This is a genomic window from Sinorhizobium fredii (assembly GCF_002944405.1).
In the GTDB taxonomy this organism is placed as follows: domain Bacteria; phylum Pseudomonadota; class Alphaproteobacteria; order Rhizobiales; family Rhizobiaceae; genus Sinorhizobium; species Sinorhizobium fredii_C.
On the sequence record NZ_CP024310.1, the window covers coordinates 968,303 to 995,118 of the forward strand.

Below are 26,816 nucleotides of genomic sequence, written 5' to 3' on the forward strand. Positions count from 1 at the left end.
CCGAAAAGCATCTGGCTGCGGGAGGCTCGATAGAGACGAAGAAAGCGACCGCGCGCAGCGTTACTCCTGAAGGGCGTGGAGACGGTCATGGTTCCGCACAATCAGTGGAAGCGCGACGTTGAGGCTCGGCAAGGTGAGTTCGCGTCCTTTCCCTATGATCGAGCGACCGTCGAGCGATTTCGCGAGGAGTTCCCACGGTCCCGGTGGAACGACGAACGCAAGAGCTGGTTCGTGCCGGGAACGACGGCCGCCGGTCGTATCGAGCGGTGGCTGGCACGGGAAGCAGAGCGCGCCGACATCCATGGTGACGCCAAAGGCCGCGACGCCTATGATTTCGAGCCCATCGTCAGCCCATATCTAGAGGTCCGCGACGACCTGCGCATCCGAACGCCCTATTCCAGATCGGTGATCGAATTGCTGCGCGGAATTCCCTGGGCGCATTGGGACGAGGATGGGCGGGTCTGGCGCGTACCCTTCCGGTCCTACGAGGAACTGCAGCGACACTGGCCACGGATCGAGGAGGCCGCTCGACGAAGCGAACCGGAGGAAAGAAAGCGCCGCCGAGATGCGGAAAAAGATTCCGAGGCAGAGAGAGCGGCGAGAGCGCGGGCCGCGGAAAGGCGTCGCCGCCGCTATCCCCTCCCCGCTGACGATCCGCCGCCCTTGGGCCGCCCGGTTGCGACCGTTCAGTATGAGAGCGTCGTCTTTGTGGATCTCTCCGGCGAAGTCGCCGAGCCGGCGCCGCTGGCGCAATACTATCCGCAAGCGGATCACACCGCTGACCACGTCTGGGGGAGATGGCGCCCACCGACCCTTGCCGAACTCGTCGCGACATGGCCGGCCCGCCGAGAGCCCGGGCCTGAGGCGTTTTCCAGGGGATGGTGGCAGCCGACACTCTCCGAGTTGAGGATCGCCCGCAGAAAAGCCCGATCCATGGCGCGGCGCCAGCAGGCGCGAAAGCCGGTGGGTGCCGACGCGCAGCGAACGCGAGTCGAATAGCGAAGCGACCATCCGTTCAGGCCGAAATTGATCATCCAGACCGCTGGCGGCTTTGCGGCATGTCGAACTGCGGCTATGTTCCTTTTCCGTTCACGCGCGATTCGCGGCAATCCCGCCGCCTTCACAGGACGCGCCTGTTCAACTGGAGGCGGGACGAGCCGGATGAGCGTCGCATATCTGGAAAAGCTGAACGAGCGCCAGCGCAGTGCCGTCTCACACGGTGTCGGACCGGACGCCCATATCGGTGGTCCGCTTCTCATCATCGCCGGCGCCGGCTCCGGCAAGACCAACACGCTTGCCCACCGGGTGGCGCATCTGATCGTCAACGGTGCGGACCCCCGACGTATCCTGCTGATGACCTTCTCGCGCCGGGCGGCCGCCGAGATGGGCCGAAGGGTCGAACGCATCTGCGGCCAGGTGCTCGGCGGCAAGGCCGGGACGATCTCCGACGCGCTTGCCTGGGCGGGAACCTTTCACGGCATCGGCGCGCGGCTCCTGCGCGACCATGCGGGGGAAATCGGTATCGATCCGGATTTCACCATCCACGACCGGGAAGACAGCGCCGATCTCATGAACATCGTGCGGCACGAACTTGGTTTGTCGAAAAGCGAGAACCGTTTCCCCACCAAGGCGACCTGTCTTGCCATCTATTCGCGCACCGTCAATGCGGAACAGCCGCTCGACGAGGTCCTGCGCGATAATTTTCCCTGGTGTTCTGCCTGGGAAAAGCAACTGCGCGAACTTTTCGGCGCCTATGTCGAAGCCAAGCAGGCGCAGAACGTCCTCGATTACGACGACCTGCTGCTCTACTGGGCGCAGATGATGGGCGACGCCGTCCTCGCCGAGGACGTCGGCGGCCGGTTCGACCACGTGCTTGTTGACGAATATCAGGATACCAACCGGCTGCAGGCTTCGATCCTCCTTGCGTTGAAGCCGAATGGTCGGGGCCTCACCGTGGTGGGCGACGACGCCCAGTCGATCTACGCGTTCCGCGCCGCGACGGTGCGCAACATTCTGGATTTTCCGGCAAGCTTCACGCCGGCGGCGGAAATCATCACGCTCGATCGGAACTATCGCTCGACACAGCCAATCCTCGCTGCCGCGAACGGCGTCATCGAGCTGGCCCGCGAACGCTTCACCAAGAACCTCTGGACCGAGCGGGAATCGGCCGAGCGGCCGCGGCTCGTGACCGTGCGCGACGAGGCCGATCAGGCCAACTACGTCGTCGAACTGGTTCTGGAGAACCGCGAAGGCGGAATGCTGCTGAAGCAGCAGGCGGTGCTCTTCCGCACTTCGCACCACAGCGGTGCCCTCGAGGTGGAACTGACCCGCCGCAACATCCCCTTCGTAAAGTTCGGCGGGCTCAAATTCCTGGACAGCGCGCATGTGAAGGACATGCTGGCGGCGCTACGCTTTGCGCATAATCCGCGCGACCGGGTCGCGGGTTTTCGGCTGATGCAATTGCTGCCCGGAGTCGGTCCGCAGACGGCGGGGCGCGTCCTCGAGGCGATCGCCGCCGATCCGGAACCGTTGGCGGCGCTTGCGGAGATCCCTGCCCCGCCGCGCTCCGGCGATGCCTGGACGGCCTTCGCCGGCATGCTGCAGAGCTTGCGATCCGGCCGGACCGGCTGGCCGGGGGAAATCGGCACGGCCCGCGCCTGGTACGAACCGCATCTGGAGCGGATCCATGAGGACGCCGAGGTGCGCAGGGCCGACCTTTTGCAGCTCGAGCAGATCGCCAGCGGCTATCCGTCGCGCGAGCGCTTTCTGACCGAGCTCACCCTCGATCCGCCGGACGCCACCAGCGACCATGCGGGCGTGCCGCTGCTCGACGAGGACTATCTCATCCTCTCGACCATCCACTCGGCCAAGGGGCAGGAATGGAAATCGGTTTTCGTGCTGAATTGCGTCGACGGCTGCATTCCGTCCGATCTCGGTGTCGGCAGCACGGCGGAGGTCGAGGAGGAGCGCCGTCTGCTTTACGTCGCCATGACGCGCGCCAAGGACAGCCTGCATCTGATCACCCCGCAGCGCTTTTTTACGCACGGTCAGCATGCCCAGGGCGACCGGCATGTCTACGCCTCGCGCAGCCGCTTCCTACCTGCAACGCTTCTGCAATTCTTCGAGTGCTCGGCCTGGCCCGTTGCCAAGCCGGCTGCGGCTGGCCAGCGTGATGCGCAGCAATTGCGCATCGATGTCCGGGCCCGCATGCGCGGTATGTGGCGTTAATGCATGTCGCCCAAAGTGTGCAGCGTGAATACGTTTGAACGCGCCTTAGGAAAATGATCGTTGCCGGCTCGCTGGAGCCGAACGCGCCAATTGACGGACGAGCATTGTCGGCGCAGTGATCGAGCGGTCGTCTTTAGCCATGCCGTTCAGAACCTGGAGCAGATCGTAGCCGGCCGGCCAGCGGCCGAAGCCGCTCGCGATGTTGATGTGGCCGGCATGGCCTAGATCGACGAGGCGGCCGCCCCATTCTTCACACAAAATCCGTAAGCGGTCGAAGCGCATATAGGGATCGTTAAGACTGCCGACGACGAGACTTGGAAAGCTAAGCCGCTGTCGCGGCATGCCCCCGAAGGCGATCGCCCCCGGATGCAGTCGCTCCGTCTCCTCGAGATCACAGGGGCCGACCAGAAGCGCGCTTCGGATTCGCTCGACAATCGGGCGTCCGGCCAAGGCCGCGACCAACAGGCAGCCCAGACTGTGGGCGACGATGTCGACCGACGGATGCCTGTCGATTTCTGTCTCCAGAGCACTTCGCCAAGCCGCAAGCGCCGGTCGGCTCCAGTCGCCCTGCTCGACGAGCGTGGCCCCTGGTTGATCGATGAGCCAGTGGCGCTGCCAGTGCCCCTCGCCCGATCCGAACAAACCCGGAACGATCAGCGTCTTCACCATACGTTCGCTCCCCGGAACACCGGTTGCTGCAAATGAATAGGTTCATGCGGAGATTGTGCCCGGCAGCAAGAGCGAAGGTAAGGAATGAAGGTCCATTCTCTACAAAATTACTGGAAAAAATGCCGGATAAGCGAAGCGCGCCGACCGACCGGCATCGCCTCATCCTGCAGCGAGCAAATCAGCAATAGCGCCGGTGGAGCGAAAGCCAGCCGTCGCCGCCGATCCGGACCTCGATGTCGGCGTAGTGCTCCAAAGTCAGATGCGGCGTTCCCTCCGCTGCCGCGTGAGCACCGGTGATCACGGCCACCTCGGCGCCGGCGGAACTGCCCGCGAGTATCCCAGCCGGAGCATCTTCGAAGACCAAGCAGTCCTCGCCGCGAACACCGAGCCGGCTGGCGGCGAGAAGATAGCCCTGCGGATCGGGCTTGCCCGCCGTGACGTCCTCACCGGTGACCATGTGGCGCGGAACCGGAATGCAGGCCGCGGCAAGGCGGCGCCTGGCCAGCTCCAGCGGCGCCGACGTGACGATCGCCCAGCGCTCCGGCGGCAATGAATTAAGGAAGGCGACCGCCCCGGGTATCTCGACGATACCCTCCACATCGGCGATCTCCGCCAAGGCGAGCGCGTGCGCCTCGAGGTCGGGGTCGACGGCAAGCCCGAGCTTGCGGATCGTGTCCGACGCGCGCACGCCGTGCACCGATTTCATCAACTCATGGGGATCGAGCCCATTGCGGACCGCCCATGCCCCCCATACCCGTTCGACGACGGCCATGGAATTGAGCAAGGTGCCATCCATATCGAACAGCAGGGCAGCGAAGCTTTTTGGGAATATCGCGGTGGTCAGGGTATCCAAGCCGGCTCCTTGAAACGAGTGTCTCGCGCATCGCGCGATTGCACAACTATCCCTGGACGGGCCGGCGCACAACCTCCTTCTCGGCGCTCTCAGCGATGCCCGCCGGCAATAAGAAAATTGATCGGCCCGCCGGCGACGTCATCGTCGAAAACGGCGCAGGAAAGCACGCCGCCGAAGACGGCACCCGAATCGACATTGGTTCTGTTGCCGACAGTGCGGGGGTTGCCGCGGCTCGGCGTGTGCCCGTGGCAGACATGCTTGCCCCAGTAATGGCCGGAGTAGTTCGGATCGGTCCGCATCCAGAGCAGAATGTCGTCGCCCTGCTCCTCGAGCGGGATCGAATCATCTACGCCGGCATGGACGAAGATGCGATAGGGGTCGACAATGATCGACGGCAGTTCGGCCATCCAGACCAGATGGCTCAAGGGTATGGCGCCGCCGTAGGACTCCAGGGTCTCGCCGCCGCCGTTCATCAGCCACGAGCTCATCTCGGCGAGACCCTTGCGGGCCGAGAGCAGCATGTCTTCGTGGTTGCCCTTGAGCGTGAGCCATTGCCAACCGGCCTGGGTCGGTCCCGCCATGATCCGCTCGACGACGCCCCGGCTCTCCGGGCCCCGGTCGACGAGGTCGCCGAGAAAAATCACCCTCCCCTCCGGCGCGGCGGACTCGATTGCGCTCAGTAGGGTTTCGAGCTCATCGAGACAGCCGTGAATGTCACCGACAGCAAATGTCAGACGTCGGCCATTCATGAAGCGGTGCTCCTGTCCCCGTCGCTGCAGCGGCGCGCGTGTTGCACCTTGAATTGCTGCTACGAACACATGGTTCAGCGAACAGCTCTATCGCATTACAAAATTTAAAGGAATCGCTTTCGGCGAAAAATTGCGGAAACGCAATATGTTGGTTAATCAGGCGGCAGAAGAGCCGGAAGAAGGATGTCCGGCGCTTCCGTGGCACAGCTCAACGGCGCGGCGTGGCTCTCGGAATGGCTGAACTGGTGATGGACACCGGGTCGCTGGCAGGAAACGTGTCCTCGAGCCCCTCCTCCAACTGCTCTTCCATCGCATCCGCGTCATGTGCCTGGCGGGCATTCGCGAGCGCGCCTTCCGGGATCGATGGGGATCGCCGCGCGCCTGTTATGCCGAGCAACTCGCCATCCGCCTCCATGGCGGCTCCAAGGATTTCCTTCGCGCGCGCCACGGCGTTGAGCCTGTTCAGGGTGCCGGCCGCGTTCTGCGGGCACAGGACGGAAACGACTTCACCCGTCGCACCGACGAACTCGACGGTGAACCCCGCCTTGCCGCCGCGCTCGGGGAAGACCTGGATGCCAACGAACTGCATCGCTTTCTCCTCCATGCTAGCGCGGCAGTCTACCAGATTTGTCGAACTGCCGACAGCCGCCGTGGCGCAGCATTGTCAGCCGCATGGAAGCCCGGCGCCCCTTTCTCCCGCCCCGCCGGCCTGGTACAGGCCGCGAAGGCGTCGAGGGCGCGATTATAGACTCGCGTCTGCACGTCCATCATGCCCAGCACAGTATGGAACAGGTTGTCGTGCGACCGCGGCTCGTTGGTATCTCTGGCAAGGCAGCCCGTGTCGACGCCCATCAACGCCTGGTAGGGCTTCGAGAACCAGGCGATGAAGGGGACCTGAGTTTGTTCCTTCGGTGCGATCGCATAGGGAGCGCCGTGCAGGTAAATGCCATTCTCGCCAAGCGATTCCCCATGGTCCGACATGTAGATCATCGCGCCGGCGATGCGGTCCTGATGCTTCTCGATGAGCCCGGCGACGCTCGCCAGAACATGGTCGGTATAGAGGATCGTGTTGTCATAGGCGTTGACGATTTCCTCTGTCGTACAGCTCATCAGCTCCGGCGTGCGACAGTCCGGCGTGAAGCGGCGGAACGCTTCGGGATAGCGCAGGTAATAGGCCGGGCCGTGACTGCCGAGCTGATGCAGTACGATGACGCTGTTTTTCGTCGTCGCGGCAAGCTTCTTATCCAGGTCGCCGAGGAAGATTTCGTCGAGACATTCGCCATTGCTGCAAAGTGGGCTGTTCTTTTGGTGCGTCATGCTCGCAAAACTGACGAGGTCGGCGATGCCCTTGCTGCCGGTGTTGTTGTCCCACCAGGTGACCGAAACGCCCGCATGCGTCAGTACGTTGACGAGGTTTTCGGTCGAGCGAGCTTTCCAGTCGCTATACTCGATGCGCGGATAGATGGAAAACATGCAGGGCAGCGAGACGGCCGTCGCCGTGCCGCAACTCGTCGTGTCACGGTAGTTGACCACTCCGAGTGCCTCCAGTTCCGGATTTGTGTCGCGGTGATAGCCATTGAGAGAGAAGTTCATCGCCCGCGCAGTCTCGCCTGCGACCACCACCACGACGACAGGCTTGCCGGCTTTGGCGATGCGCGCGCCTTGTTTGGCGTCGACCGCGAGCGGCTGCACGACCAGATTGTGCTCGCGATAGCTGGAAAGCCCGTAGCGGATCGCCGACGTGATCGGTCCGGCCGGATTAAACCGGACCATCAGATCCCGATGCTCCCTGAGTGCATAGGCGATGCCGGCAAAGTTGGCGTAGATGAGCATGCCGCTCAGGAGAAGCGCTGGAGCAATGAAGAGGAAATTGATAGCCGCTTTTGAGAGCAGCGGCCGATGCTTGATCTCAACCCAGGCTATGAGAAGCGACGGCAAGAGCGCGTAGAGCGCAAGATGAAGCGCCAAACTGCCAGTCAACAGGTGGCTTGCCTCCGGCACGGTGGTGACGGCGGCGTTTCCTATCATTTCCTTGTCGATGACGATGCCGAACGTCTCGGTGAAGTGCGACGCAGCCGCCGATATGGCGATCAGCAGGACCAACAGCGGCTTCATCAGATATTTCATCGACAGCATGGTCAGGACTGAAAAGGTGGTCAGACCGAGTGCCACGCCGAACGATAGGACAGCGATCCACGCGTGACCGAAAGAGGTCACCGCATGGCTCCAGAAGGAATTGTTGGTGATGAGCAGCAGATAAAGCGTGGCCGCCGCACTCAAGGAGATGCTGCCGATCTCCGGCCGGCGAATTCTGAAGACAGCCAAAACATTGTTCTCCAGGATGGAAATTCTTTGCCCGTGGTTACGTCGCACCTTTTTCGAACCGGCGTCGTCCCTATTCTTGGACGCGACGAAGTTGCCGGCGTGTCACGACACCTCCGCCAGTACCGCGGGCAAACTGTCGAGGTCCTGTCGGGCACGATGCTCCCCGGGTTCTGCGACGTTGGCACGTGAGGGAAAACCCCCTATGGTCTGCGGCCGCCGATCCAAGAAGGCTTTAGATCAGGGAAACGCATGCGCCTGCTGCTTATCGAAGACAGTCCCCGCCTCATCGAACTTGTGGGCGAAACCATGCGCGATGCGGGCTGGCGGCTCGACGCCGTTTCGAGTGTCAGCGAAGCCGAGGCTGCCATTGTCGAACGGGAGCACGATCTTGTACTTCTCGACCTGGGCCTGCCGGATGGCGACGGCCTCGACCTTCTGAGATGGATACGGCAGGAGCACGCCGGCTTGCCGGTGCTGGTCATCACCGCCCGCGGCTCCGTCGACGAGCGGGTCCAGGGTCTCGATGCCGGGGCGGACGACTATTTGGTGAAGCCCTTCCACCATCGCGAATTGCTTTCCCGCTGCCGGGCCATGCTGAGGCGCAATCCGCACGCGATACAGCCGGTGCTCGAAGCCGGGGCGCTGCGCTTCGATCCAGCCACCGCAGAGCTCAGCTGCGATGGGACGATCATCGCCCTTCCCCCGCGCGAGCGCTCCCTGATCGAGATATTGATGCGTGAGGTCGGGCGCGTCGTTCCAAAGCGACGGCTCGAGACAGCCCTCTCCGAATATGGCCAGGAGCTTAGTTCCAACGCGCTGGAGCTCGCCGTCTCCCGCGTTCGGAAGCGATTGCAGCCCCTCGCCACCGGTATCCGGATCGAAACGGTGCGCGGCATCGGCTATCTCCTGCGGACCGCTGCATGAGGAAAGGCAATCCGTCGCTGATCGGCATCGTTGCCGGGCGCATCATCGCCTTTTCGCTGCTCGCCATGGTGCTTGAGATCGGCGTAGTTTTCGCGGATTACTGGTTTGACGACGAAAAGCTCAGCGTCCTGATGCTGCAGCAGGAAACGGAGATCCTGTCGCAAGGGATCACGACGGAGGGCGGGCTGCCGACATTCAGAGCCGATCGTGCGTTCCGTGAACGCTACGTCGAACTGGATGGGCGCGCAGGCGCGATCTATGTCCGGATTCGGACCGCTTCCGGCTCTATCCTCTTTTCCGATTGCACGACGGAATGCGCCGAGCATTTCCTGCCGTTGAGCATTAATGCGCCGCGCTTCTGGAAGCGGACAATCGAGGAGGGAAAGCCATTCAGCGTGGCGGGCGGCCAATCCTTCGAGCGGGGTGGCGAATCCGTGTTCGTCGAGCTGGCGATCCTGAAAGACCCGAACGGTTTCATGTATGGGGCCCTCCTGCGCGAGATGTTCGATTCAATGATCGTTCCGATGACGCTGATGTTTTGCCTCGTCATCGGCGCGACGATCTGGTCGATCCGAAGTGCGCTGAGGCCGGTGGCGATGGCGGTCAAGGCTGCGGATGCGATCGACCCGCGCGACAGCGGCGCCCGACTGCCGATAACCCGCATGCCGGAAGAGATCGAACGGCTGGTAAGCGCCGTCAACCGGCTGCTTGCCCGTGTCGCCGATCTCGTTGAATCGCAGAAGGTCTTCTCTTCCTCGATCGCCCATGAGATACGCACGCCGGTTTCGATCGCCAAGATGGAGTTGAGCCGGATCGACGATCCGCGGGCGCGCAATGCCGAGCGGGATCTCGACGCGCTGACGCATATTCTCGAGCAGCTGACGTCGCTGGCGCGGGCGGACGCAGTGGACCCTTCCGCCTATGAACAGGGCAATCTGTCCGAAATCGGAGCCGAGGTGGCGCAAGCCACGGCGCCGTTCGTCTTCGATCACGACAGGTCGATCGAGTTCGTCGACCGCGGGACGACGCCGGTAAGGATGATCCCCGCGCTCGTCGAGAACATGCTCAGGAACCTGATCGAGAACGCGGTAAAGCACAATCCGCCGGGTACCCGGATCGTTCTGACCTGCGGGCCCGGCCCACAGGTCTCCGTCGAGGATGACGGCAAGGGCATGGTCGATCTACCGGAACTGAACGAGGACCTCGGCTACGTCAAGCGCTCCGGCCAGCTCGGTCTCGGCCTGAAAATCGTCCATCGGATCGCCGAGTTGCACAAGGCGAAAATCTCATACGACACCGCTCCGAACCGGGGCACCAAGATCACGATCGACTTTGCCTCTGCGGCCTGAATTCGGCGCCGCTCCTTGTGCCGGGTATTTGTTGAGCATAGTGCATATTTTTTAATCCGGTGCGTTTTCTTGGATGCAGATTTCGTGCCCAATCCGCAGTCACATGCTATTGCGCTGTGCACTTCGTTCTCGTTCCACCCTCCGTGTCGCTGACGAATATCCATGTCCAAGGCCGCAGCCCTTCTTCGACGTTTCATGCCCTCGCTGGTACCGGTCAGCGGCTGGGAGCGCCTGCGCGCCTCCTGCGGCGCGCTCATCGGGGTCCTGTCGACAGGGTTCATCAGCACGGTTGCCGTCGGGGCCGACGCCAGCCTGCCGCTGCTCATCGCCCCGATGGGAGCCTCCGCGGTGCTGCTTTTCGCCGCGCCGTCGAGCCCGCTCGCCCAGCCCTGGTCGATCGTGGGCGGCAATGTCGTCTCGGCAACGGTCGGCGTCACCTGCGCCTTGCTCATCCCCAACCCGGTGGTGGCAGCAGCCATCGCCATCGCCTTGGCGATCGGCGCCATGCTGCTCCTCGGCTGCCTGCACCCGCCGAGCGGCGCCGTCGCCCTGACCGCGGTTCTCGGCGGCCCGGTGATCCGTGAGGCGGGCTACGCCTTCGTCTTTTCCCCGGTCGCCATTAACTCGCTGGTCATCCTGACGGCGGCGCTAATCTTCAACAATCTCACCGGCCGGCGCTATCCGCACCTTGCCCCTGCCCCGAACCCCCATCGGACCGAGGATCCGCTGCCAAGCCAGCGCCTCGGTGTCGTGCCGGACGACCTCCAGGCGGTGCTGGCGCAATATGGCGAGATCGTCGACATCAGTCCCGAGGAGCTCGACAGCTTCATTCACCAGGCGCAAATTCGTGCCTTCACCCGCCGGTCGGGCGAAATAACCTGTGGCGAGATCATGTCCCGCGACGTGCTGACCGTTGCGCCCGACACGCCGCTGCGGAAGGCATGGCGAATGCTCGTCGCACACCGAATTCAGGCCTTGCCGGTGGTGACCCAGAAAGACGGCATGGTCGGCATGATTACCCAAGCCGACTTCATGAAGCACACGACGCTGGCGGCGGACGGGCGGCTGCAGATCGGCCTTCGCGAGCGGATTGGCAATATCATTGGACTGCCGGCGAAATCGCCTCGGCTGGTTTCCGAAATCATGATTGCCCGAGTCCAATCGGCCCTGCCGGAAACAATGATCGCCAAGCTGGTGCCGCCCATGGCGGACATGGGTCTGCATCATATGCCGATCGTCGACGCTGACAACCGCGTCGTCGGTATCGTCACCCAGTCGGATCTTATCGCGGCGCTGTTCCAGGGGCGGCTTGACGCCGTGCAGCAGGTCGCCTGATTCGCGATAGTTCCTGATCCTCCTCATTTCCATTGCTGGCCGCGGCTGGCCGAGGCGCCAGCTGGGCCAAACGCTCCCCGGCAGCCATTGGATTTATTTCGATCGATTGACTTAGTCGTTTGAATGATATAATTTCAGCAAATGATAAAAAACAAGGACACCATGACACAGCTCAAGGCCGAGCGCGGCGACGCCACGCGAGAGAAGCTTCTCGCCACGGCGATCGACATCTTTGGCCGCTACGGCTTCGACGGCGCCACGACGCGGAAGCTCGCCGATGCGGCGGGCGTCAACCTCCAGGCCATCCCTTATTATTTCGGCGGCAAGGAGGGCCTCTATATCGCCGCGGCCGAGCACCTGGCAGCTCTGATCGGCAACCATGTCAGCGATTTACGCGCCATCATTCATGGACGCCTTGCCGAACTCGAGGAGCAGGGCCAGCCGATGACTGCAGCCGAGGCGCGCGGCTTCCTCACCCAGATGGTCCAGAGGATGATCGTTCTCTTCGTCAGCAAGCAATCGGAGAGCTGGGCGCGCTTCATCATCCGCGAGCAGATGGAGCCGACCGAGGCATTCACGCGCCTCTACGGCAACATCATGCGGCCGATGATCGAGATGGCCCGGCGGCTGATCGGCGCCATTCTCGAGGACGACCCGGCCTCCGAGCACATCCGGCTCAGAACCCTCTCCTTCGTTGGCAGCGTGCTCGTGTTCCGCATGGCGCATGCAGCCGTCTATGCGCAGCTCGAATGGGAAACAGCCGGGCCGAAGGAGATCGAGACATTGCACAGGCACGCGGCTGAACTTGTCGCGATACTCGGTGCGGAGAAGGATCGCCAGCCATGAAGAAGATTGCACTCATCGCCCTTGCCCTTGCGGCCGGCGCGGCCGGCGCCTGGTGGCTGGATCTGCCCGCCCGGATCGGCTGGGCCGAAGACCACAGGAACACGGTTCTCTACGGCAATGTCGATATCCGCCAGGTGTCGCTCGGCTTCCGCGTCAGCGGCCGTATCGCCGAACTGCGCGTCGACGAGGGTGATACCGTCAAGGCCGGAGACGTCATCGCCAGACTGGATGCCGAACCGTTCCAGCAGGCGCTGGACGCCGCCGAGGCGGATGCCGAGGCGCTCCGCTCAACGCTCGCAAAGCTCAAGGCCGGCGCTAGGCCAACCGAGATCGCCCAGGCTCGCGCCGCCCATGAGGAACGCCTTGCCGAACTCCAGAATTCCGAACTTGCCTATCAGCGGGCGCAACGACTGCGGCCGGCCGGCACGATCTCGCAAGCCGAGCTCGACCAGGCGATCGCAAGCCGTGCCGCGGCCACGGCCCGTGCGGCCTCCGCACGCGAGGCATTGGCCCTGCTCAAAGAGGGAAGCCGCGTCGAAGACATAGCCACGGCCGAAGCGCAAGCGAATGCGGCAACGGCCAAGGCCGCGAGCGCCCGCACCGCACTCGAGGACGTCTCGCTGGTCGCGCCGAGCGCCGGCGTCATCCTCTCTCGCGTCCGGGAAGTCGGGGCGGTCGTCTCGCCGTCGGACACCGTTTATGTGCTGTCTCTGACCGCGCCCGTCTGGGTCCGCGCCTATGTCGCCGAACCGGACCTCGGCCGCGTCCACCCTGGGATGAAGGTCAAGGTGACCTCAGACTCTAACCCCCGGCAAGGCTATGAGGGAACGATCGGATTCATTTCGCCAGTGGCGGAATTCACGCCGAAGTCGGTGGAAACGCCCGAGCTTAGAACCGATCTCGTCTATCGGCTGAGAATCGTCGTCGACAAGCCGGGCACTGACCTGCTCCAGGGCATGCCGGTGACCGTGCACCTGCCAGGCCAGGAGACCGGGTCATGACATCCGCTCCCGACAACTCGGCCGCGGCGGCGCCTTTCATACGGCTGTCGTCCGTCTCGAAGCGCTTCGGCGAGGCGCCACCTGCCCTGGACTCCATCGACGGCATAATTGCGGGCGGCAGGATCACCGGCCTAGTCGGTCCGGATGGCGCCGGCAAGACGACATTGATCCGGCTGATGACCGCGCTGATGCTGCCCGACCAGGGTACGGTCGAAGTGCTCGGCTATGACACGCGTAGGGATCCGGCGAGCATCCAGGCGGCGATCGGCTACATGCCGCAGCGCTTCGGGCTCTACGAGGATCTCTCGGTTCAGGAGAACCTCGATCTCTATGCCGACCTGCGCGGCCTGCCGCTTGCCGAACGCGGCCGGATATTCGCCGAGCTGCTTGAATTCACCGATCTTGCCCGTTTCACCGCGCGTCTGGCCGGCAAGCTCTCCGGCGGCATGAAGCAGAAGCTCGGCCTTGCCTGCGCGCTTCTGCGTAAGCCGCGGCTGCTGCTGCTTGATGAACCCGGCGTCGGCGTCGATCCGATCTCGCGGCGCGACCTCTGGAAAATGGTCGAGAACCTGACGGCGGAAGGCATAGGCGTGCTCTGGTCGACGGCCTATCTCGACGAAGCGGAAGCCTGCGATCATGTCCTGCTGCTCAACCAGGGCAAGCTACTGTTTTCCGGTTCGCCGCACGAGATGACCGGGCGCGTCGAAAATCGAGTCTTCCGTCTCTCCGGCACGGTCGGGCGACGGCGCGAAAGACTGGCACGCCTGCTGGACCAGGAGGGCGTCGTCGACGGCGTCATCCAGGGCGAAGCGATACGCCTGGTGATGAGGCCAGGGCTCGCCCCTCCGTCTCTCGACGAGGCATCTTCCGGCCGCGCCACGACGACACCGCCGCGCTTCGAGGACGCTTTCGTCGACATGCTCGGCGGCGGTCCCGGCGGGCAGTCACGGCTCGCTGAGACCCAGCGGCCATTTACCACCGACGGCGGCCGGCCGGTGATCGAAGCGCGCGGGCTGACGAAGCGCTTCGGCGACTTCACCGCCGCCGACAGCATCACCTTCGAAATCCCGCGCGGCGAGATTTTCGGCCTGCTCGGTCCCAACGGCGCCGGCAAGTCCACCACCTTTAAGATGCTGTGCGGGCTCTTGAAACCCACCGCCGGCGAGGGTCGGGTCGCGGGCTTCGATCTCCGGCGCGACGCAGCCGAGGCGCGCAACCGGCTCGGCTACATGGCCCAGAAGTTCTCGCTCTACGGCGACCTCAGCGTCCTGCAGAACCTGAATTTCTTTGCCGGCGTCTACGGTCTCTCCGGCTTGAGGAAGCGCGAGCGGATCGACCTGATGACCGAGATCTTCGATTTCCGCGCGATCCGAGACATGTCGGCGAAGGACCTGCCGCTAGGCCTCAAGCAGCGGCTGGCGCTCGCCTGTGCCGTCTTGCACGAGCCGGAGGTGCTCTTTCTCGACGAACCGACGTCCGGCGTCGATCCGATCACCCGGCGCGAGTTCTGGACCCATATCAACGGGCTCGTCGAAAAGGGCGTCACCGTTCTCGTCACCACCCATTTCATGGACGAGGCCGAATATTGCGACCGCATTTCGCTCATCTATCGCGGCCGGTCGATCGCCCTCGGCTCGCCGGACGAGATGAAAGCGCGGGTCACCGGCAAGGACCTGCCGGATCCGACCATGGAAGACGCCTTCATCGCTCTAGTGCAGGGCTCGGAGGCAAGGGAGGCAGCATGAGTGCCGACCAGAAAAGGCGGGAGGCCGAAAGCTCTGGCCGCGGAAGGCGCTTCGCAGCCCTTGTGCGCAAGGAAACCTACCAGGTGGTGCGCGACCCGAGTAGCATCCTGATCGCCTTCGTGCTGCCGCTGATCCTGCTCTTCCTGTTCGGCTATGGCGTGTCGCTCGACACGACGCAGACGCGGATCGGCCTCGTCGTCGAGGAGGCGACGCCGCTGACGCGCGATCTTGCCGCGAGCTTTCAGGCTTCGCGTTATTTCGCCGTCGTCAATGGCCGGGACCGCCGCGAGTTCGAGGACGACCTCGTCCTCGGACGAGTGCGGGGCATCGTCGTCATTCCGGCGCGCTTTGCGGCCGACCATGCGGCGGGACGAAATCCTGCGGTGCAGGTGATCGTCGACGGGTCCGATCCGAACACGGCGAATTTCGTGCAGAACTATGCGCAGGGAACGGTCGCCAATTGGGAGCGGCAGCTTGTGAGCGAAGGCCAAGGCCAGTTGCCGGCGATCGCCGCCGAACAGCGCTTCTGGTTCAATCCGGAACTGACGAGCCGCAACTTCTTGGTCCCTGGCTCGATCGCGATCGTCATGACGCTCGTCGGCACACTGCTTACCTCGCTCGTCGTCGCCCGCGAATGGGAACGCGGCACCATGGAAGCGATGATGGCAACCCCCGTCTCGGCTGCCGAACTGCTTGCCGGCAAGCTTCTGCCCTACTTCATTCTCGGCCTCACCTCGATGACGCTCTGCGTTCTTCTCGCCGTCTTTCTGTTCGGCGTCCCGTTCCGGGGGTCGGTGGTCGCGCTTTATGCGCTCTCCGCGGTCTTTTTGATGCCGGCACTAGGGCAGGGTCTGGTGATCTCTGCCGTCACCAAGAACCAGTTCCTGGCGTCGCAACTCGCACTGATCACCGCATTCCTGCCGGCCTTCCTGCTTTCGGGCTTCCTGTTCGAGATCAACTCGATGCCGACCGTCATCCAGTGGATCACCTACGTCGTGCCGGCGCGCTATCTCATCCCCAGCCTGCAAACAGTGTTTCTCGCCGGCGACATCTGGCCGATGTTCGCCCGGGCGATTGTGGTGATGTTCCTGATTGGCTGCGTTTTCTTCGCGCTCGCCGCACGCAGCACCAGAAAGAGGATCGGTTAGATGTGGTGGGGCAGACTGAAGGCGCTGATCGTCAAGGAACTGCTGGCCGTGCTGCGGGATCCGAAAGGCCGCACGATCCTGATTGGCCCGCCGATCATCCAATTGCTCGTCTTCTCCTACGCGGCGACGCTCGAGGTGAAGAATGTCGACCTCATGGTCTTGAGCCGCGACAACGGCCGCTGGAGCGAGGAGCTCGTGCAGCAGATCGGCGGCTCGCCGACCTTCCGTTCGATGCGGCTCGCCGACAGTCCCGCCGAGGTCCGCGCCGCGATCGATAACCAGCACGTGCTGGCCGCTCTGGAGATCGGCCCCACCTTTTCCCGCGACATCGAGGCGGGAAAGCCCGCCGAAGTGCAGATGATCCTGGACGGGCGGCGCTCCAACGCCTCGCAGATCGTGTCCGGCTATCTGAGCCGCATCGTCGGTGCGCTCGCAGCCGAGGCTCCGGCCGGCAAACGCGCCGCCTCCGAGGCGATCAGGGTCGAGGCGCGCAACTGGTTCAACCCCAATCTGACCTTTCAGTGGTTCATGGTGCCCAACCTCGTGGCGAGCATCGCTCTCCTGATCGGCCTGATCGTCACTGCGCTGTCGGTCGCTCGCGAGCGGGAACTCGGCACATTCGACCAGCTCATCGTCTCGCCGCTGCGGACGCACGAAATCCTGATCGGCAAGCTCATCCCGCCGATGATGATCGGGCTCTTCCACATCACCATCTATATTCTGGCCGCCGTCTTCGTCTTCGGCGTGCCGCTGCGCGGCTCGCTGCTGCTGCTTTACGGAAGTGCCATCTTCTACCTCGCCGCAGTCGTCGGACTCGGCCTCTTCATCTCGGCACTGTCGATGACCCAGCAGCAGGCCATCCTCGGAGCATTCCTGTTCATGGTTCCGGCCATGCTGCTATCAGGTTTTGCGACGCCGATCGAGAACATGCCGGCCTGGCTGCAGCCGGTGACGCTGATCAATCCGCTGCGCTATTTCCTGGTCATCGTGAAGGGCGTCTTTTTGAAGGATATTCCGCTCGCCGAGGTGGTGCACCAAACCTGGCCGCTGTGCCTGATCGCCGTCGTCACGCTTTCCTCCGCCGCCTGGCTTTTCCGCCGCCGACTGGAGTGAGGGTCAGAGGAGACGGACGGGACCGGGATAGCGGCCGACGATTTCGTCGGATGTCACGAGCACAAAACCTTCGACAATCGATTGGGCGACGAGGATGCGGTCAAATGGGTCCTTATGGATCGGAGGAAGCTGATCGACGGCCACCGCATGAGCGCCGTTTACCGGCAGTTCCGCATAGCCGTTGTCGAGCAGTCCGCGACGCAGTAGCCGAGGATCGGCCTGGAAGTCCGCCCGCCCGAGACCGCGCTTGATGGCGATTTCCCAAAGGCTCGCCGCGCTGAAATAGGGCGCGTTTGCACGGTCTTCGATGAGCGCACTCGCTCCTTTTGACAGGCGGCCGGGGCTGCTAGGCTTTCAGGAACCGCTCGATCGCCGCAATCTCGTTCTGGCGGATGTCGTGTCCCCCGGAATGCCATTCGAGGTCTACTTCCGCGTTCTGCGCCTTGAAATAGACCGCGAGCGCTTGCGTCAGCGGCGCCGGGCAGATCGGATCGCGCTCGCCGGCGGTGATCAGCACCTTCCGGCCCGCCAGCGCGGCATTGTCCTTCGGACGGAACGGGATCAGCGGATGCATGAGCACCGCCCTGTCGAAGACACCATCTTCGATCAGCACATTGGCGAGGATATTGGCGCCGTTCGAATAGCCAAGACCGATGATCTCCGAGGCATCATGCTCGGCGGCAAGCGCTTTCACGAAGCTAGCCATCTTGTCGGTGGCGCGGGCGAGGTCCGCCATGTCATAAACCCCCTCGCCCGTGCGCCTGAAGAATCGAGCGGCCCCGTGCTCGGAAACGTCGCCGCGCGGCGAGACGATGGTCGCCTCGGGCAAGAGCTCGGCGCCGAAGCCGAAGAACTGGTTTTCGTCGCCCCCCGTTCCGTGCAGGGCGAAGAGGATCGCTTTGCCGGGCTTGCTTGCCCTCAGCTTGTGAACATAGCCATGGTCGGCCATTGAATTCTCCTTTTCCGCCAACAGGTCGGCGGTCGTTTGTAGCACGGAACTTCAAGAGCGCTTGCGCCTCCCGCGCATCGACGAAGGAGGAGCGGAGCGCCGAAGGACACGTTTAGCCTTCCAGCTTTTGCAAGTGGCTCTCGAGGATCGGTCGCAGATGCTTGTGCTGCTGCGGCAGTTTCAGCGCCTCGCCGAGATGGGCGATCTCCTCGTCGCGGTCGAAGCCGGGTTCGTTGGTGGCGATCTCGAACAGCACACCGCCTGGGGTGCGGAAGTAGATCGCCCAGAAATAGTCGCGGTCGATCACCGGCGTCACATGGTAGCCGGTATCCATCAGCGCCTTGCGCACCTCCAACTGCTTTTCGCGATTGTCGACGGCAAAGGCGACGTGGTGCACCGAGCCGGCCCCTTGCGCGGCGCGGTTGATATTCGGCAATGTCTCGAGGTCGACAAGGCTTGCGCCATTGCCGCCCGGCACGATCAGCCGCGTGACGCCATCCCTGCGGTCGAGCTCTTCATAGCCCATGAACTTCAGCAATTCCGCGGTCGCGCCCTCGTCGCGCAGCCGCATGGAAACCGAGTGGAAGCCGCGAATCGCGTGATCCTCGAAAATTCCGCTTTCGGTCCAGGGCGTGCGCGAGTCGTCCTCGACCTCGACCAGGGCAAAGCCGTCGCCGTCCGGCCCTGTGAAATTCAGGCGTTTTTCGCCGAAGGCCTCCTCAGCCTTGACGCCGGTGACGCCGAGTTGCGTCAGGCGCTCCTGCCAGAAACCGAGAGACCCCTTCGGCACGGAGAAGGCAGTCGTTCCGACCTCCCCCGTCCCTGCGCGCCCTCGCGGCATCTGCGGAAAGGGGAAATAGGTCATCACCGTGCCGGGCGTTCCGGTTCTGTCGCCGTAATAGAGATGGTAGACGTCCGGCGAATCGAAGTTCACGGTCTTCTTGACGCGGCGCAGGCCAAGCGTGTTCGTGAAGAAGTGATTGTTGGCACGGGCATCGTCCGCCATTGACGTTACGTGATGCAGGCCTCTGATCTGGTCGAGCATTTGTCGCTGCCTTTCTGCCCGTCTATCCTCGGGCTTGTCGATGCCGGATAGATGCGCTCTTCCGCTCGAGCGCGAAAGACCAGTGGCAACAAACGCATTGTCAACGTTGTGTTGACGTACATCGATGTTCGTCTATACCGCACGGTATTCACCGCTTGCCACCGGTCGAGCACGCTCTTACGATCCGGAATACTGTCTGAAATCCGCGGGAGGAGGAGCCCGGGCATGCCGTGAAACATCGCTTCCTGCTCCTGCTCCTGCTCCTGCCGGTTGCCGTCGTGACGCTTGCCGTACAAGGCAATGTCGTTGCGACCCGGAGCTACATGCAGGAAGCCTCGGCGCAGGCGAATACGGCGCTGAGACTGGCGGTTGCCGCCCTCAGCGGCCATCTCAACCGCTATCAGGCTCTGCCCGCCTTGATCGCCGATCACGATGACATCAAGGAACTGGTGACGCGCCCGCGGGATCGCCGGCTGCGCGAGTCCGTCAACGGTTATCTGAAAGAGATCAATGCGCTCCTGAAATCGTCCGACATCTACGTCATCACCCCCGACGGCGACACGATAGCCGCCAGCAATTACGACGGACCGGCAAGCTTCGTCGGCCAGAATTTCAGCTACCGCCCCTATTTCCAGGATGCGCTCAGGGGGGAGCAGTCCCGCTTCTATGCGCTCGGGACGACATCGCTGAAGCGCGGCTATTACTTCGGCTCGCCGATACGTATCGGCGAGGAGATCCGCGGCGTTATCGTCTTCAAGGTCGATATCGAGACCATCGAGGCCTCCTGGCAGGGCGGCGAGTACAGAATTTTCGTTTCCGATCCAGAAGGCATCATCTTCATGAGCGGGGATCCGGAATGGCTTTACGCGAGTATCCTTCCCCTGACGCCGGATCGGCTTTCCCGGACGGAAGCTTCCAGGCGCTATGCCAATGCTATCCTTCACCCCCTGCCGGTCGCTCGTAGCGAGGTCGACGGTCATGCATTGATTAAAGTCTCGGGAGCAGACAGCGCCCGGGAGTATCTTGTCCTCTCGCACTACATGCCGGAAGCGGACTGGACGGTGAACGTACTGACCGACACGGCTTCGGTCAGGACCCAGGCGCTGACCACGGTCGCAGCCGCCATCCTGTTGCTCTGTCTTGCCGGGTTGGCGGTCGCGATCCTCATCCAACGGCGGGCGCGGCTGCGCGAGCGCATGCTGATGCAGGCGCAGGCGCAGGAGGAACTCGAGCGCCGGGTCGAGGAACGCACCGCCGATCTCGCTCGCGTCAACGAGCAGATCGAGGCCGAGATCGCCGAACGGCGGCTTACCGAGCAGCAATTGCGCCAGACGCAGGCGGACCTCGTCCAGGCGGGCAAGCTCGCCGGGCTCGGCCAGATGTCGGCCGCCCTTTCGCACGAGTTCAACCAGCCGCTTGCCGCCGCCAAGACCTATGCCGACAGCGCGGCGCTGCTGATCGAGAGGGGGAGGACGACGGAAGCGAGCGACAATGTCAGGCGCATCTCCGGGCTCATCGACCGCATGGCGGCAATCAGCCGGCATCTGCGCAATTTCGCCCGTAAGCCGAATGAGAAGCTCGGCCCCGTTCCGCTCGAAGACGTGATACACGACACGATGGAGATCGTCGCGACACGCCTGAAGACGGCGCAGGCTGCAATCGACATCGACCTCGGCCCCGAAGCGCTGGTCGTCCGCGCCGGATCGGTGCGGCTGCAGCAGGTGCTCGTCAACGTGATCTCCAATGCGGCCGATGCGGTCGAAGGGCTTGATGACCGCACGATATCGCTGCGCGCCTGGCGCGAAGGCGACATGGCGGTGCTGACCATCCGCGATCGCGGGCCTGGCGTCGCCCCCGCCATCGCCGAGCGCATCTTCGATCCTTTCTATACGACCAAGGGTGTCGGCAAGGGTCTCGGCCTTGGCCTCTCCATTTCCTACAATATCGTCAAGGATTTCGGCGGCAGCCTGACTGTGTCGAACCATGGCGAGGGAGGAGCCGTGTTCCGTATCGTGCTTGCCGTCGTTCCCGAAGCCGAGAGGGAGGCGGCAGAATGAGCGAAAGCCGCGTGCTGCTCGTCGACGACGAAGAGGAGTTGCGCCGTTCGAGCGCGCAGGCGCTGGAACTCGCGGGCTTCCGGGTCGATACCTTTGCCGGCGCCGAGCGAGCGCTCGAGTTCATCAGCTTCAGTTTTCCGGGCGTCGTCATCAGCGATATCCGCATGCCGGGAATGGACGGCATGACATTCCTGCAGCGCATCCGCGAGATCGATCCGGAAGTGCCGGTGATCCTGGTCACCGGCCATGGCGACGTGCAACTGGCGGTCCGGGCGATGCGGGAGGGAGCCTATGACTTCGTCGAGAAGCCATTCACGGCGCAGACACTTGCAGGCACGATCCGCCGGGCGCTTGATTGGCGCGGCCTGGTGCTCGAGAACCGGCGCTTGCGGGCCGTCGCTGGCAAGCGCGACGATATCGAACAGCGCCTGCCCGGGCGAAGCCAGGGCATGGTCGACCTGCGCTACCGGGTGCGCGCCATCGGCGCGTCGGACGCCGATACGTTGATCATCGGCGAGACCGGCGTCGGCAAGGAGGTGGTGGCCCGGGCGCTGCATGATCTGAGCAGCCGGGCCAACAGCCCCTTCATCGCCATCAATTGCGCCGCCCTGCCGCAAAACCTGATCGAAAGCGAGCTCTTCGGCCACGAGCCGGGGGCATTCCCCGGGGCGCTCAGGCCGCGTTACGGCAAGTTCGAGCACGGGCGCGGCGGCACGATCCTGCTCGACGAAATCGGCTCCATGCCGTTCGATCTGCAGGCGAAATTCCTGCGCGTACTGCAGGAAAGGGTGATAACCCGGCTGGGCTCCAACGAGACAGTGCCGCTCGACGTGCGCTTCATTGCCACCAGCAAGCTGGAGCTCGAGCCGGAGGTCGCCGCCGGGCGCTTCCGCGCCGACCTGCTCTATCGGCTGAACGTCGCGACCTTGCGCGTCCCGCCGCTTGCGGAACGCCGCTCCGATATTCCGCTGCTTTTCATGCAGCTCGTCCGGGAATCGGCCGCCCGCTACGGCCGCGACGACATCGAGATCTCGCCCTCGCTCGCCTCAGAAATGGCAGCGCGGGACTGGCCGGGAAATGTCCGCGAACTGCGTAATGCCGCCGAACGGCTGGCGCTGGGCCTCGAAACGGACCGCGACGAAGCAGCCTCGCCCGCCAACGGGTCTCGCCTTGCCGACCGGGTCGCCGCCTTCGAAAAGAGCGTCATCGCCAGCGCCCTCGCAGCACACGGCGGCGCGCTGAAGCCGGTCTATGAATCGCTCGGCATCTCGCGCAAGACGCTCTACGAGAAAATGCAGAAGCTCGGCCTCGACAAGCGGGCCCTGACGGACGAGCCGTAGACGCGAAGCCTTACAGCGCCGCGCGTCATATCAGACGCGCAGGTCGCTGTAGCACTTTGAATTGCTGCATGTCTTTTGTCCTCAAATCGAGATCGATCCAAGGAGACATGCAGTAGGCGCGTGCTCCGCTCCATCTCGTCTCACGCTGTTGCCTTGCCAAGCGCGGTAGAGGGATCCACGGCGGCGCTGCTTTGCGGGGAGGCAGGCAATTGGTAGATGACTGCCGTCCCTTCCGTCTTGTCGAGATACTGCATGAGAGCGGTGACGAGGTGGTAGAAGATCGAGGCCGGAACTTCGTTAGCGACGACCCTTCCCTTCTCGTCGATGCGGTCGATCCACATTCCGAGGGGGGCGGGGTCGATATGCCAGCGGAACAGGTGGCCGACGCGCGCCTCGATCTCCGGCTTGAGGTCCGGTCCGCCGGTTCCTTCAAGCGCGATCGCGGCCTTTATAGCCTCGGCCTGCGGCCAACTGCGCGAGATGACGTCGAGCGGCAGGCCGGATCGCGAGACGGCGCCATAGGCCAGCCCGGTCGAGCGGTTGAGGCCGTTGGCGATTGCGGATGCATAGAGTTTCCGGGCAAAGGGGATCAAATCCGTCTGCCTGCTCTTGGAGACGAAATCGACCAGAAGAGATGCCCATTCGAAGTGATGGCCGGGCTCGGTCCACTGGCCCTGCTCGCCGGCGGCCGGCCGCCAGGAATCGTCGAAATATTCTCCGAGCGTCCAGCTTTCGACATCGAAGAAGTGACTGCGGAACAGATCGATGATGCGGGCAGCGCGCCGAAGGTAGCTGCGCTCGCCGGTCGCCGCGTGCCAGGCGAGAAGGGCTTCGAGCAGGTGCATGTGCGGGTTCGTGCGGCGCAGCTCGGTGCCGTCGGAGGTTTCCAGGAATCCAGTCAGCCGTTCGTCCTCCAGATGGGCGTCAAGGAAGGCGAAGGTCTCCTGGCCAAGGCGCAGCGCTTCCGGGTGTCCGGCCTGGTGGGCATGAGCAAGCGCCAGGAGCACGCAGGCATGATCATAGGTGTCTTCGCAGCCATCGGCGATGGCGCCGTCTTCCTGGAGCACCCTTGCCCAGCCGCCCCGCTTCGTGCGGCCTTTCTCCATGAATGCGATGCCGTGCGCGATCAGCCGGTCGGCATCGCCGTCCCAACCGCGCAGCTTTGCCACGGAAAAGGCGTAGACCTGACGGGCCATGGTGCGCATGCGCTTCGGCTTGATCAGCGGCGCGCCATCGAAGCTCAGCGCTTCGTGAAATCCGCCATTCCGCTCGTCGACGCCCGCCGTCGACCACAGCGGCAGGGTCTCTTCGAACAGCCAATGGGCGACCCGCTGCCGCCAGGCCCCTGGCAGCAACACGCGGTCGTGCGCCGGCGTGAACTTGGTCTCCAGCCGCCCGCTCTTCTCCAGCTGTTCGACGATGCGTTTGACCTCCTGGCTCTTAGCCACCGGCGCTACGAAGGTCGCGTCGGCCGTCGCCACGATCGCGATATCCTTCAGCCCGATAACCGAGAGCAGGCGGCCCTGGCTGCGCAGGTAGGAGTGCTCGCAGTCGATGGCGACGACGTCGCCGATCGCAACATTGCCGGTCGCATCGGTCGCGCTGACGTCAAGCAGCGACTGCCAGGAGCCGAGGTCGCTCCAGCGGAAGCTTGCCGGCACCATGGCGATGTCGCCGGCATGCTCCATGATCGCGTAGTCGATCGACACCGAAGGAATTGCCGAATAAAGCCCCTGCGGCAGATACGCGCCCGACACCTCGCTCACTGCCGCAGCATGGGCGCGCTCCGCCTTCTCCCAAATCTCCGGCTGAAGCATGCGGAATGCCGCGCGCATGGCGCTCGCGCGAAACAGGAAGATGCCTGCGTTCCAGAAAAAGGTGCCGGCCGCGACATAGGCCTTTGCCGTTTCCAGGTCGGGCTTTTCGACGAAGCGCGCGACATCGCGGACATCGCCCTCCCCAGTCGCCTCGATGTAGCCGTAGCCGGTCTCCGGCTGGCTTGGCGGGATCCCGAAGATGACAAGCCTGCCCGCATCGGCAGCCGGCATTCCTCTTTCTACCGTTTTCCAGAATTGCTCCTCAGTTGAAATTTCGTGGTCCGAAGGCACGACCAGCACCAGCCCGTCACCGTGGGCAGCGATCGTCTCGAGCGCGGCCACCGCCACCGCGGCCGCCGTGTTGCGGGCGACGGGCTCGAAGACGGCGCGACCGCCCGCAAGATCGATGCCGGCCATGTCGGCGCGCACTCGCTCGGCATGGCGTTCGGAGGCGATCAGATGGATCGGCGTATCGCCCGCTGGGCGAGCTTTGAGCCGCCGGATGGTGCCGAGCAGCATCGAGCCATGGCCGGAAAGGTCATGGAATTGCTTGGGATTGTCCTCGCGCGATAGTGGCCAAAGCCGCGAGCCGACGCCGCCGCTCATCACGAAGCAGGAGATCCGTTCCGCCATTCTCTCGTCCCCTTCCCTTGCCCGCCAGCCGGGCGGAATGCCGCACACGTCTTGCCGCTCAGAACGTCTGGTTATAGGGGCCGACCTCCGCATGCTCCCTGAGAACACGGTCGACCGCCGCGAACATGGCCCGCTGCTGTGCTTCCGACACCGGGCTTTCCACCACGACGACAAGCTCCGGCTTGTTGGAGGAGGCCCTCACCAGACCCCAAGTGCCGTCCTCGATCACCACACGAACGCCGTTCACGGTGACCAGGTCGGCGATCCTCTGACCGGCAATCGGCAGACCGTCGCGCTGCATGGTCCTGAAGCGCTCCAGCACGCGCTCGACGACTGCGTATTTCACCTCGTCGCCGCAATGCGGCGACATCGTCGGCGATCCCCACGTCACGGGAAGAGCGCGATAGAGCTCGGCCATGCTGCTGTCGGGATTGCGGTCGAGCATTTCGCAGACAACGATCGCGGTGATCAGCCCGTCGTCATAGCCGCGCCCGAGAGGCGGGTTGAAGAAGAAGTGACCTGATTTTTCGAAACCCGCGATGGCGCCGAGTTCGGCGACCCTGCGCTTGATGTAGGAATGGCCGGTCTTCCAATAGTCGGCGCGAGCACCGTTCGCCTTCAACACCGGATCGGCCGCGAACAGCCCGGTAGACTTCACATCGACCACGAACACCGATTGGGGATGCAAGGCGGACAAATCCCGGGCCAGCATCACCCCGACCTTGTCGGCGAAGATCTCGCGGCCCTCATTGTCGATCACCCCGCAGCGGTCGCCGTCGCCGTCGAAGCCCAGCCCCACATCGGCGCCGCTTTCAAGCACCTTTTCCCGGATGGCATGGAGCATCGCCAGGTCCTCGGGATTGGGATTATAGCGCGGGAAGGAATGGTCGAGCTCGCAGTCGAGCGGGATTACCTCACAGCCGATCCGCTCCAGCACCTGCGGCGCGAAGGCGCCGGCGGTGCCATTTCCGCAAGCCACCACCACTTTCAGCTTCCGGGCGATCCGCTTTCCACGGGTCAGATCGTCGATGTAGCGCTGGCGGAAGTCCGGGACGAATTCATAGGAGCCGCCGCCGGCGAGGTCGAAGTCGGCCTCCAGCACTATCCTTTTCAACTCGGCCATCTCGTCCGGACCGAAAGTCAGCGGCCGGGCCGTGCCCATTTTGACGCCGGTCCAACCGTTCTCGTTGTGCGAGGCGGTCACCATCGCCACCGACGGCACGTCGAGCGCGAATTGCGCGAAATAGGCCATCGGCGACAGCGCCAGGCCGATGTCCCTGACCCGTGCGCCGGCGGCCATCAGCCCACTGACCAAGGCCAGCTTGATGGCAAGCGAATAGGAGCGGAAGTCATGCCCCGTCACAATGTCGGGGCCGGCGCCCGAGCGTCGGATGAAGGTGCCGAGCCCCATGCCCAGAGCCTGCACCCCCATCAGGTTCAGCTCCGGAGCCTTCCCGTCGTCCGGCCGCCCGAACCACCACCGCGCGTCGTACTCCCGAAAGCCTGTCGGCCTGATCAGCGCGCTCGTCTCGAGAGCAAATCGGTCGGATTCGGGCTCACGCGGGGAGCCTGGTTTGAAGGAAGCAAGATCCATCTGCATCATCTCGCATGCCGCTGGCTGTTGAAACGGGAAGAGCGTCGCCGCGGCAACCACGGCTAACCTGCGGCACGAGGATACTGTTCGCCTGAA

At 63.7% G+C, this 26,816-nt stretch carries 22 protein-coding genes; 12 read left to right on the top strand and 10 right to left on the bottom strand.

Annotated elements, in window-relative coordinates:
* Window positions 1-87 precede the first annotated feature (87 nt).
* Window positions 88-999, top strand: a complete 912-nt coding sequence (locus tag NXT3_RS28300) for a hypothetical protein (protein ID WP_199773411.1) — start codon at window positions 88-90, stop codon at window positions 997-999.
* A 162-nt stretch (window positions 1,000-1,161) separates the two neighbouring features.
* Entirely contained in the window at window positions 1,162-3,228 is a 2,067-nt protein-coding gene (locus NXT3_RS28305) for an ATP-dependent helicase (RefSeq protein ID WP_097524648.1), read from the top strand.
* A 45-nt stretch (window positions 3,229-3,273) separates the two neighbouring features.
* Here NXT3_RS28305 and NXT3_RS28310 read toward each other — a convergent pair whose 3' ends face one another.
* The 5 genes from NXT3_RS28310 to NXT3_RS28330 all read right to left on the bottom strand — a co-directional run bounded on the left by NXT3_RS28310 (window position 3,274) and on the right by NXT3_RS28330 (window position 7,824).
* Window positions 3,274-3,897 (bottom strand): RBBP9/YdeN family alpha/beta hydrolase, encoded by a 624-nt coding sequence (locus tag NXT3_RS28310; RefSeq protein ID WP_097524647.1) that lies wholly within the window; start codon window positions 3,895-3,897, stop codon window positions 3,274-3,276.
* 178 nt (window positions 3,898-4,075) lie between these two features.
* Window positions 4,076-4,750, bottom strand: coding sequence for an HAD family hydrolase (locus tag NXT3_RS28315; RefSeq protein ID WP_037417295.1), 675 nt, complete (start codon window positions 4,748-4,750; stop codon window positions 4,076-4,078).
* A gap of 89 nt (window positions 4,751-4,839) precedes the next feature.
* A complete protein-coding gene (locus NXT3_RS28320) occupies window positions 4,840-5,499 on the bottom strand; it encodes a metallophosphoesterase family protein (protein WP_097524645.1) in 660 nt (219 codons plus the stop codon).
* A gap of 208 nt (window positions 5,500-5,707) precedes the next feature.
* Window positions 5,708-6,088: a hypothetical protein gene (locus NXT3_RS28325; RefSeq protein ID WP_037417291.1), complete on the bottom strand. Its 381-nt coding sequence runs from the start codon at window positions 6,086-6,088 to the stop codon at window positions 5,708-5,710.
* A 29-nt stretch (window positions 6,089-6,117) separates the two neighbouring features.
* Window positions 6,118-7,824 (bottom strand): phosphoethanolamine transferase, encoded by a 1,707-nt coding sequence (locus NXT3_RS28330; RefSeq protein WP_097524644.1) that lies wholly within the window; start codon window positions 7,822-7,824, stop codon window positions 6,118-6,120.
* A 249-nt stretch (window positions 7,825-8,073) separates the two neighbouring features.
* Between NXT3_RS28330 and NXT3_RS28335 the strand changes: the two genes are divergently transcribed.
* The 8 genes from NXT3_RS28335 to NXT3_RS28370 all read left to right on the top strand — a co-directional run bounded on the left by NXT3_RS28335 (window position 8,074) and on the right by NXT3_RS28370 (window position 17,285).
* Window positions 8,074-8,748, top strand: coding sequence for a response regulator (locus tag NXT3_RS28335; RefSeq protein WP_037417285.1), 675 nt, complete (start codon window positions 8,074-8,076; stop codon window positions 8,746-8,748).
* Complete coding sequence (locus NXT3_RS28340; RefSeq protein WP_037417282.1) at window positions 8,745-10,097, top strand: sensor histidine kinase; 1,353 nt, start codon at window positions 8,745-8,747, stop codon at window positions 10,095-10,097. The genes NXT3_RS28335 and NXT3_RS28340 overlap by 4 nt, the downstream gene beginning before the upstream one ends.
* A gap of 162 nt (window positions 10,098-10,259) precedes the next feature.
* Window positions 10,260-11,432 (top strand): HPP family protein, encoded by a 1,173-nt coding sequence (locus NXT3_RS28345; protein WP_104841137.1) that lies wholly within the window; start codon window positions 10,260-10,262, stop codon window positions 11,430-11,432.
* Window positions 11,433-11,573: 141 nt separating this feature from the next.
* Window positions 11,574-12,278, top strand: coding sequence for a CerR family C-terminal domain-containing protein (locus NXT3_RS28350; RefSeq protein ID WP_104841138.1), 705 nt, complete (start codon window positions 11,574-11,576; stop codon window positions 12,276-12,278).
* A complete protein-coding gene (gene hlyD / locus NXT3_RS28355; RefSeq protein ID WP_104841139.1) occupies window positions 12,275-13,279 on the top strand; it encodes a secretion protein HlyD in 1,005 nt (334 codons plus the stop codon). Before NXT3_RS28350 ends, hlyD begins: the two co-directional genes overlap by 4 nt.
* Window positions 13,276-15,024 (top strand): ATP-binding cassette domain-containing protein, encoded by a 1,749-nt coding sequence (locus tag NXT3_RS28360; protein ID WP_097524641.1) that lies wholly within the window; start codon window positions 13,276-13,278, stop codon window positions 15,022-15,024. The genes hlyD and NXT3_RS28360 overlap by 4 nt, the downstream gene beginning before the upstream one ends.
* On the top strand, window positions 15,021-16,172 hold the full coding sequence (locus tag NXT3_RS28365) for an ABC transporter permease (protein ID WP_097524640.1): 1,152 nt from the start codon (window positions 15,021-15,023) through the stop codon (window positions 16,170-16,172). The genes NXT3_RS28360 and NXT3_RS28365 overlap by 4 nt, the downstream gene beginning before the upstream one ends.
* Window positions 16,173-17,285: an ABC transporter permease gene (locus NXT3_RS28370; protein ID WP_097524639.1), complete on the top strand. Its 1,113-nt coding sequence runs from the start codon at window positions 16,173-16,175 to the stop codon at window positions 17,283-17,285. It abuts the gene before it with no gap.
* Window positions 17,286-17,288: 3 nt separating this feature from the next.
* On the opposite strand, the gene NXT3_RS32830 is transcribed toward NXT3_RS28370, so the two are convergent.
* From NXT3_RS32830 to NXT3_RS28385, 3 genes are all read right to left on the bottom strand, one after another.
* On the bottom strand, window positions 17,289-17,618 hold the full coding sequence (locus NXT3_RS32830; protein WP_097524638.1) for a type II toxin-antitoxin system VapC family toxin: 330 nt from the start codon (window positions 17,616-17,618) through the stop codon (window positions 17,289-17,291).
* Window positions 17,619-17,631: 13 nt separating this feature from the next.
* Window positions 17,632-18,234, bottom strand: coding sequence for an alpha/beta hydrolase (locus NXT3_RS28380; RefSeq protein ID WP_097524637.1), 603 nt, complete (start codon window positions 18,232-18,234; stop codon window positions 17,632-17,634).
* Window positions 18,235-18,346: 112 nt separating this feature from the next.
* Complete coding sequence (locus NXT3_RS28385) at window positions 18,347-19,279, bottom strand: VOC family protein (protein WP_104841140.1); 933 nt, start codon at window positions 19,277-19,279, stop codon at window positions 18,347-18,349.
* Between the two features lie 230 nt (window positions 19,280-19,509).
* Here NXT3_RS28385 and NXT3_RS28390 point away from each other — a divergent pair, with 230 nt between their 5' ends.
* Entirely contained in the window at window positions 19,510-21,336 is a 1,827-nt protein-coding gene (locus NXT3_RS28390; protein ID WP_104841141.1) for a sensor histidine kinase, read from the top strand.
* Window positions 21,333-22,676, top strand: a complete 1,344-nt coding sequence (locus tag NXT3_RS28395) for a sigma-54-dependent transcriptional regulator (RefSeq protein WP_104841142.1) — start codon at window positions 21,333-21,335, stop codon at window positions 22,674-22,676. The genes NXT3_RS28390 and NXT3_RS28395 overlap by 4 nt, the downstream gene beginning before the upstream one ends.
* 140 nt (window positions 22,677-22,816) lie before the next feature.
* Here the strand turns inward: NXT3_RS28395 and NXT3_RS28400 are convergent, their stop codons facing one another.
* A complete protein-coding gene (locus tag NXT3_RS28400) occupies window positions 22,817-25,126 on the bottom strand; it encodes an AGE family epimerase/isomerase (RefSeq protein WP_097524633.1) in 2,310 nt (769 codons plus the stop codon).
* A gap of 58 nt (window positions 25,127-25,184) precedes the next feature.
* The gene (locus NXT3_RS28405) at window positions 25,185-26,720 is read right to left on the bottom strand and encodes a phosphomannomutase/phosphoglucomutase (protein WP_199773412.1); all 1,536 of its coding nucleotides are present in this window, start codon (window positions 26,718-26,720) and stop codon (window positions 25,185-25,187) included.
* Between the last annotated feature and the right edge of the window lie 96 nt (window positions 26,721-26,816).

Coding starts and splice junctions, on each gene's coding strand:
- NXT3_RS28300 (WP_199773411.1), top strand. CDS start 88: ATGGTTCCGCACAATCAGTGGAAGCGCGACGTTGAGGCTCGGCAAGGT.
- NXT3_RS28305 (WP_097524648.1), top strand. CDS start 1,162: ATGAGCGTCGCATATCTGGAAAAGCTGAACGAGCGCCAGCGCAGTGCC.
- NXT3_RS28310 (WP_097524647.1), bottom strand. CDS start 3,897: ATGGTGAAGACGCTGATCGTTCCGGGTTTGTTCGGATCGGGCGAGGGG.
- NXT3_RS28320 (WP_097524645.1), bottom strand. CDS start 5,499: ATGAATGGCCGACGTCTGACATTTGCTGTCGGTGACATTCACGGCTGT.
- NXT3_RS28325 (WP_037417291.1), bottom strand. CDS start 6,088: ATGCAGTTCGTTGGCATCCAGGTCTTCCCCGAGCGCGGCGGCAAGGCG.
- NXT3_RS28335 (WP_037417285.1), top strand. CDS start 8,074: ATGCGCCTGCTGCTTATCGAAGACAGTCCCCGCCTCATCGAACTTGTG.
- NXT3_RS28340 (WP_037417282.1), top strand. CDS start 8,745: ATGAGGAAAGGCAATCCGTCGCTGATCGGCATCGTTGCCGGGCGCATC.
- NXT3_RS28345 (WP_104841137.1), top strand. CDS start 10,260: ATGTCCAAGGCCGCAGCCCTTCTTCGACGTTTCATGCCCTCGCTGGTA.
- NXT3_RS28350 (WP_104841138.1), top strand. CDS start 11,574: ATGATAAAAAACAAGGACACCATGACACAGCTCAAGGCCGAGCGCGGC.
- hlyD (WP_104841139.1), top strand. CDS start 12,275: ATGAAGAAGATTGCACTCATCGCCCTTGCCCTTGCGGCCGGCGCGGCC.
- NXT3_RS28360 (WP_097524641.1), top strand. CDS start 13,276: ATGACATCCGCTCCCGACAACTCGGCCGCGGCGGCGCCTTTCATACGG.
- NXT3_RS28365 (WP_097524640.1), top strand. CDS start 15,021: ATGAGTGCCGACCAGAAAAGGCGGGAGGCCGAAAGCTCTGGCCGCGGA.
- NXT3_RS28370 (WP_097524639.1), top strand. CDS start 16,173: ATGTGGTGGGGCAGACTGAAGGCGCTGATCGTCAAGGAACTGCTGGCC.
- NXT3_RS28380 (WP_097524637.1), bottom strand. CDS start 18,234: ATGGCCGACCATGGCTATGTTCACAAGCTGAGGGCAAGCAAGCCCGGC.
- NXT3_RS28385 (WP_104841140.1), bottom strand. CDS start 19,279: ATGCTCGACCAGATCAGAGGCCTGCATCACGTAACGTCAATGGCGGAC.
- NXT3_RS28395 (WP_104841142.1), top strand. CDS start 21,333: ATGAGCGAAAGCCGCGTGCTGCTCGTCGACGACGAAGAGGAGTTGCGC.
- NXT3_RS28400 (WP_097524633.1), bottom strand. CDS start 25,126: ATGGCGGAACGGATCTCCTGCTTCGTGATGAGCGGCGGCGTCGGCTCG.
- NXT3_RS28405 (WP_199773412.1), bottom strand. CDS start 26,720: ATGGATCTTGCTTCCTTCAAACCAGGCTCCCCGCGTGAGCCCGAATCC.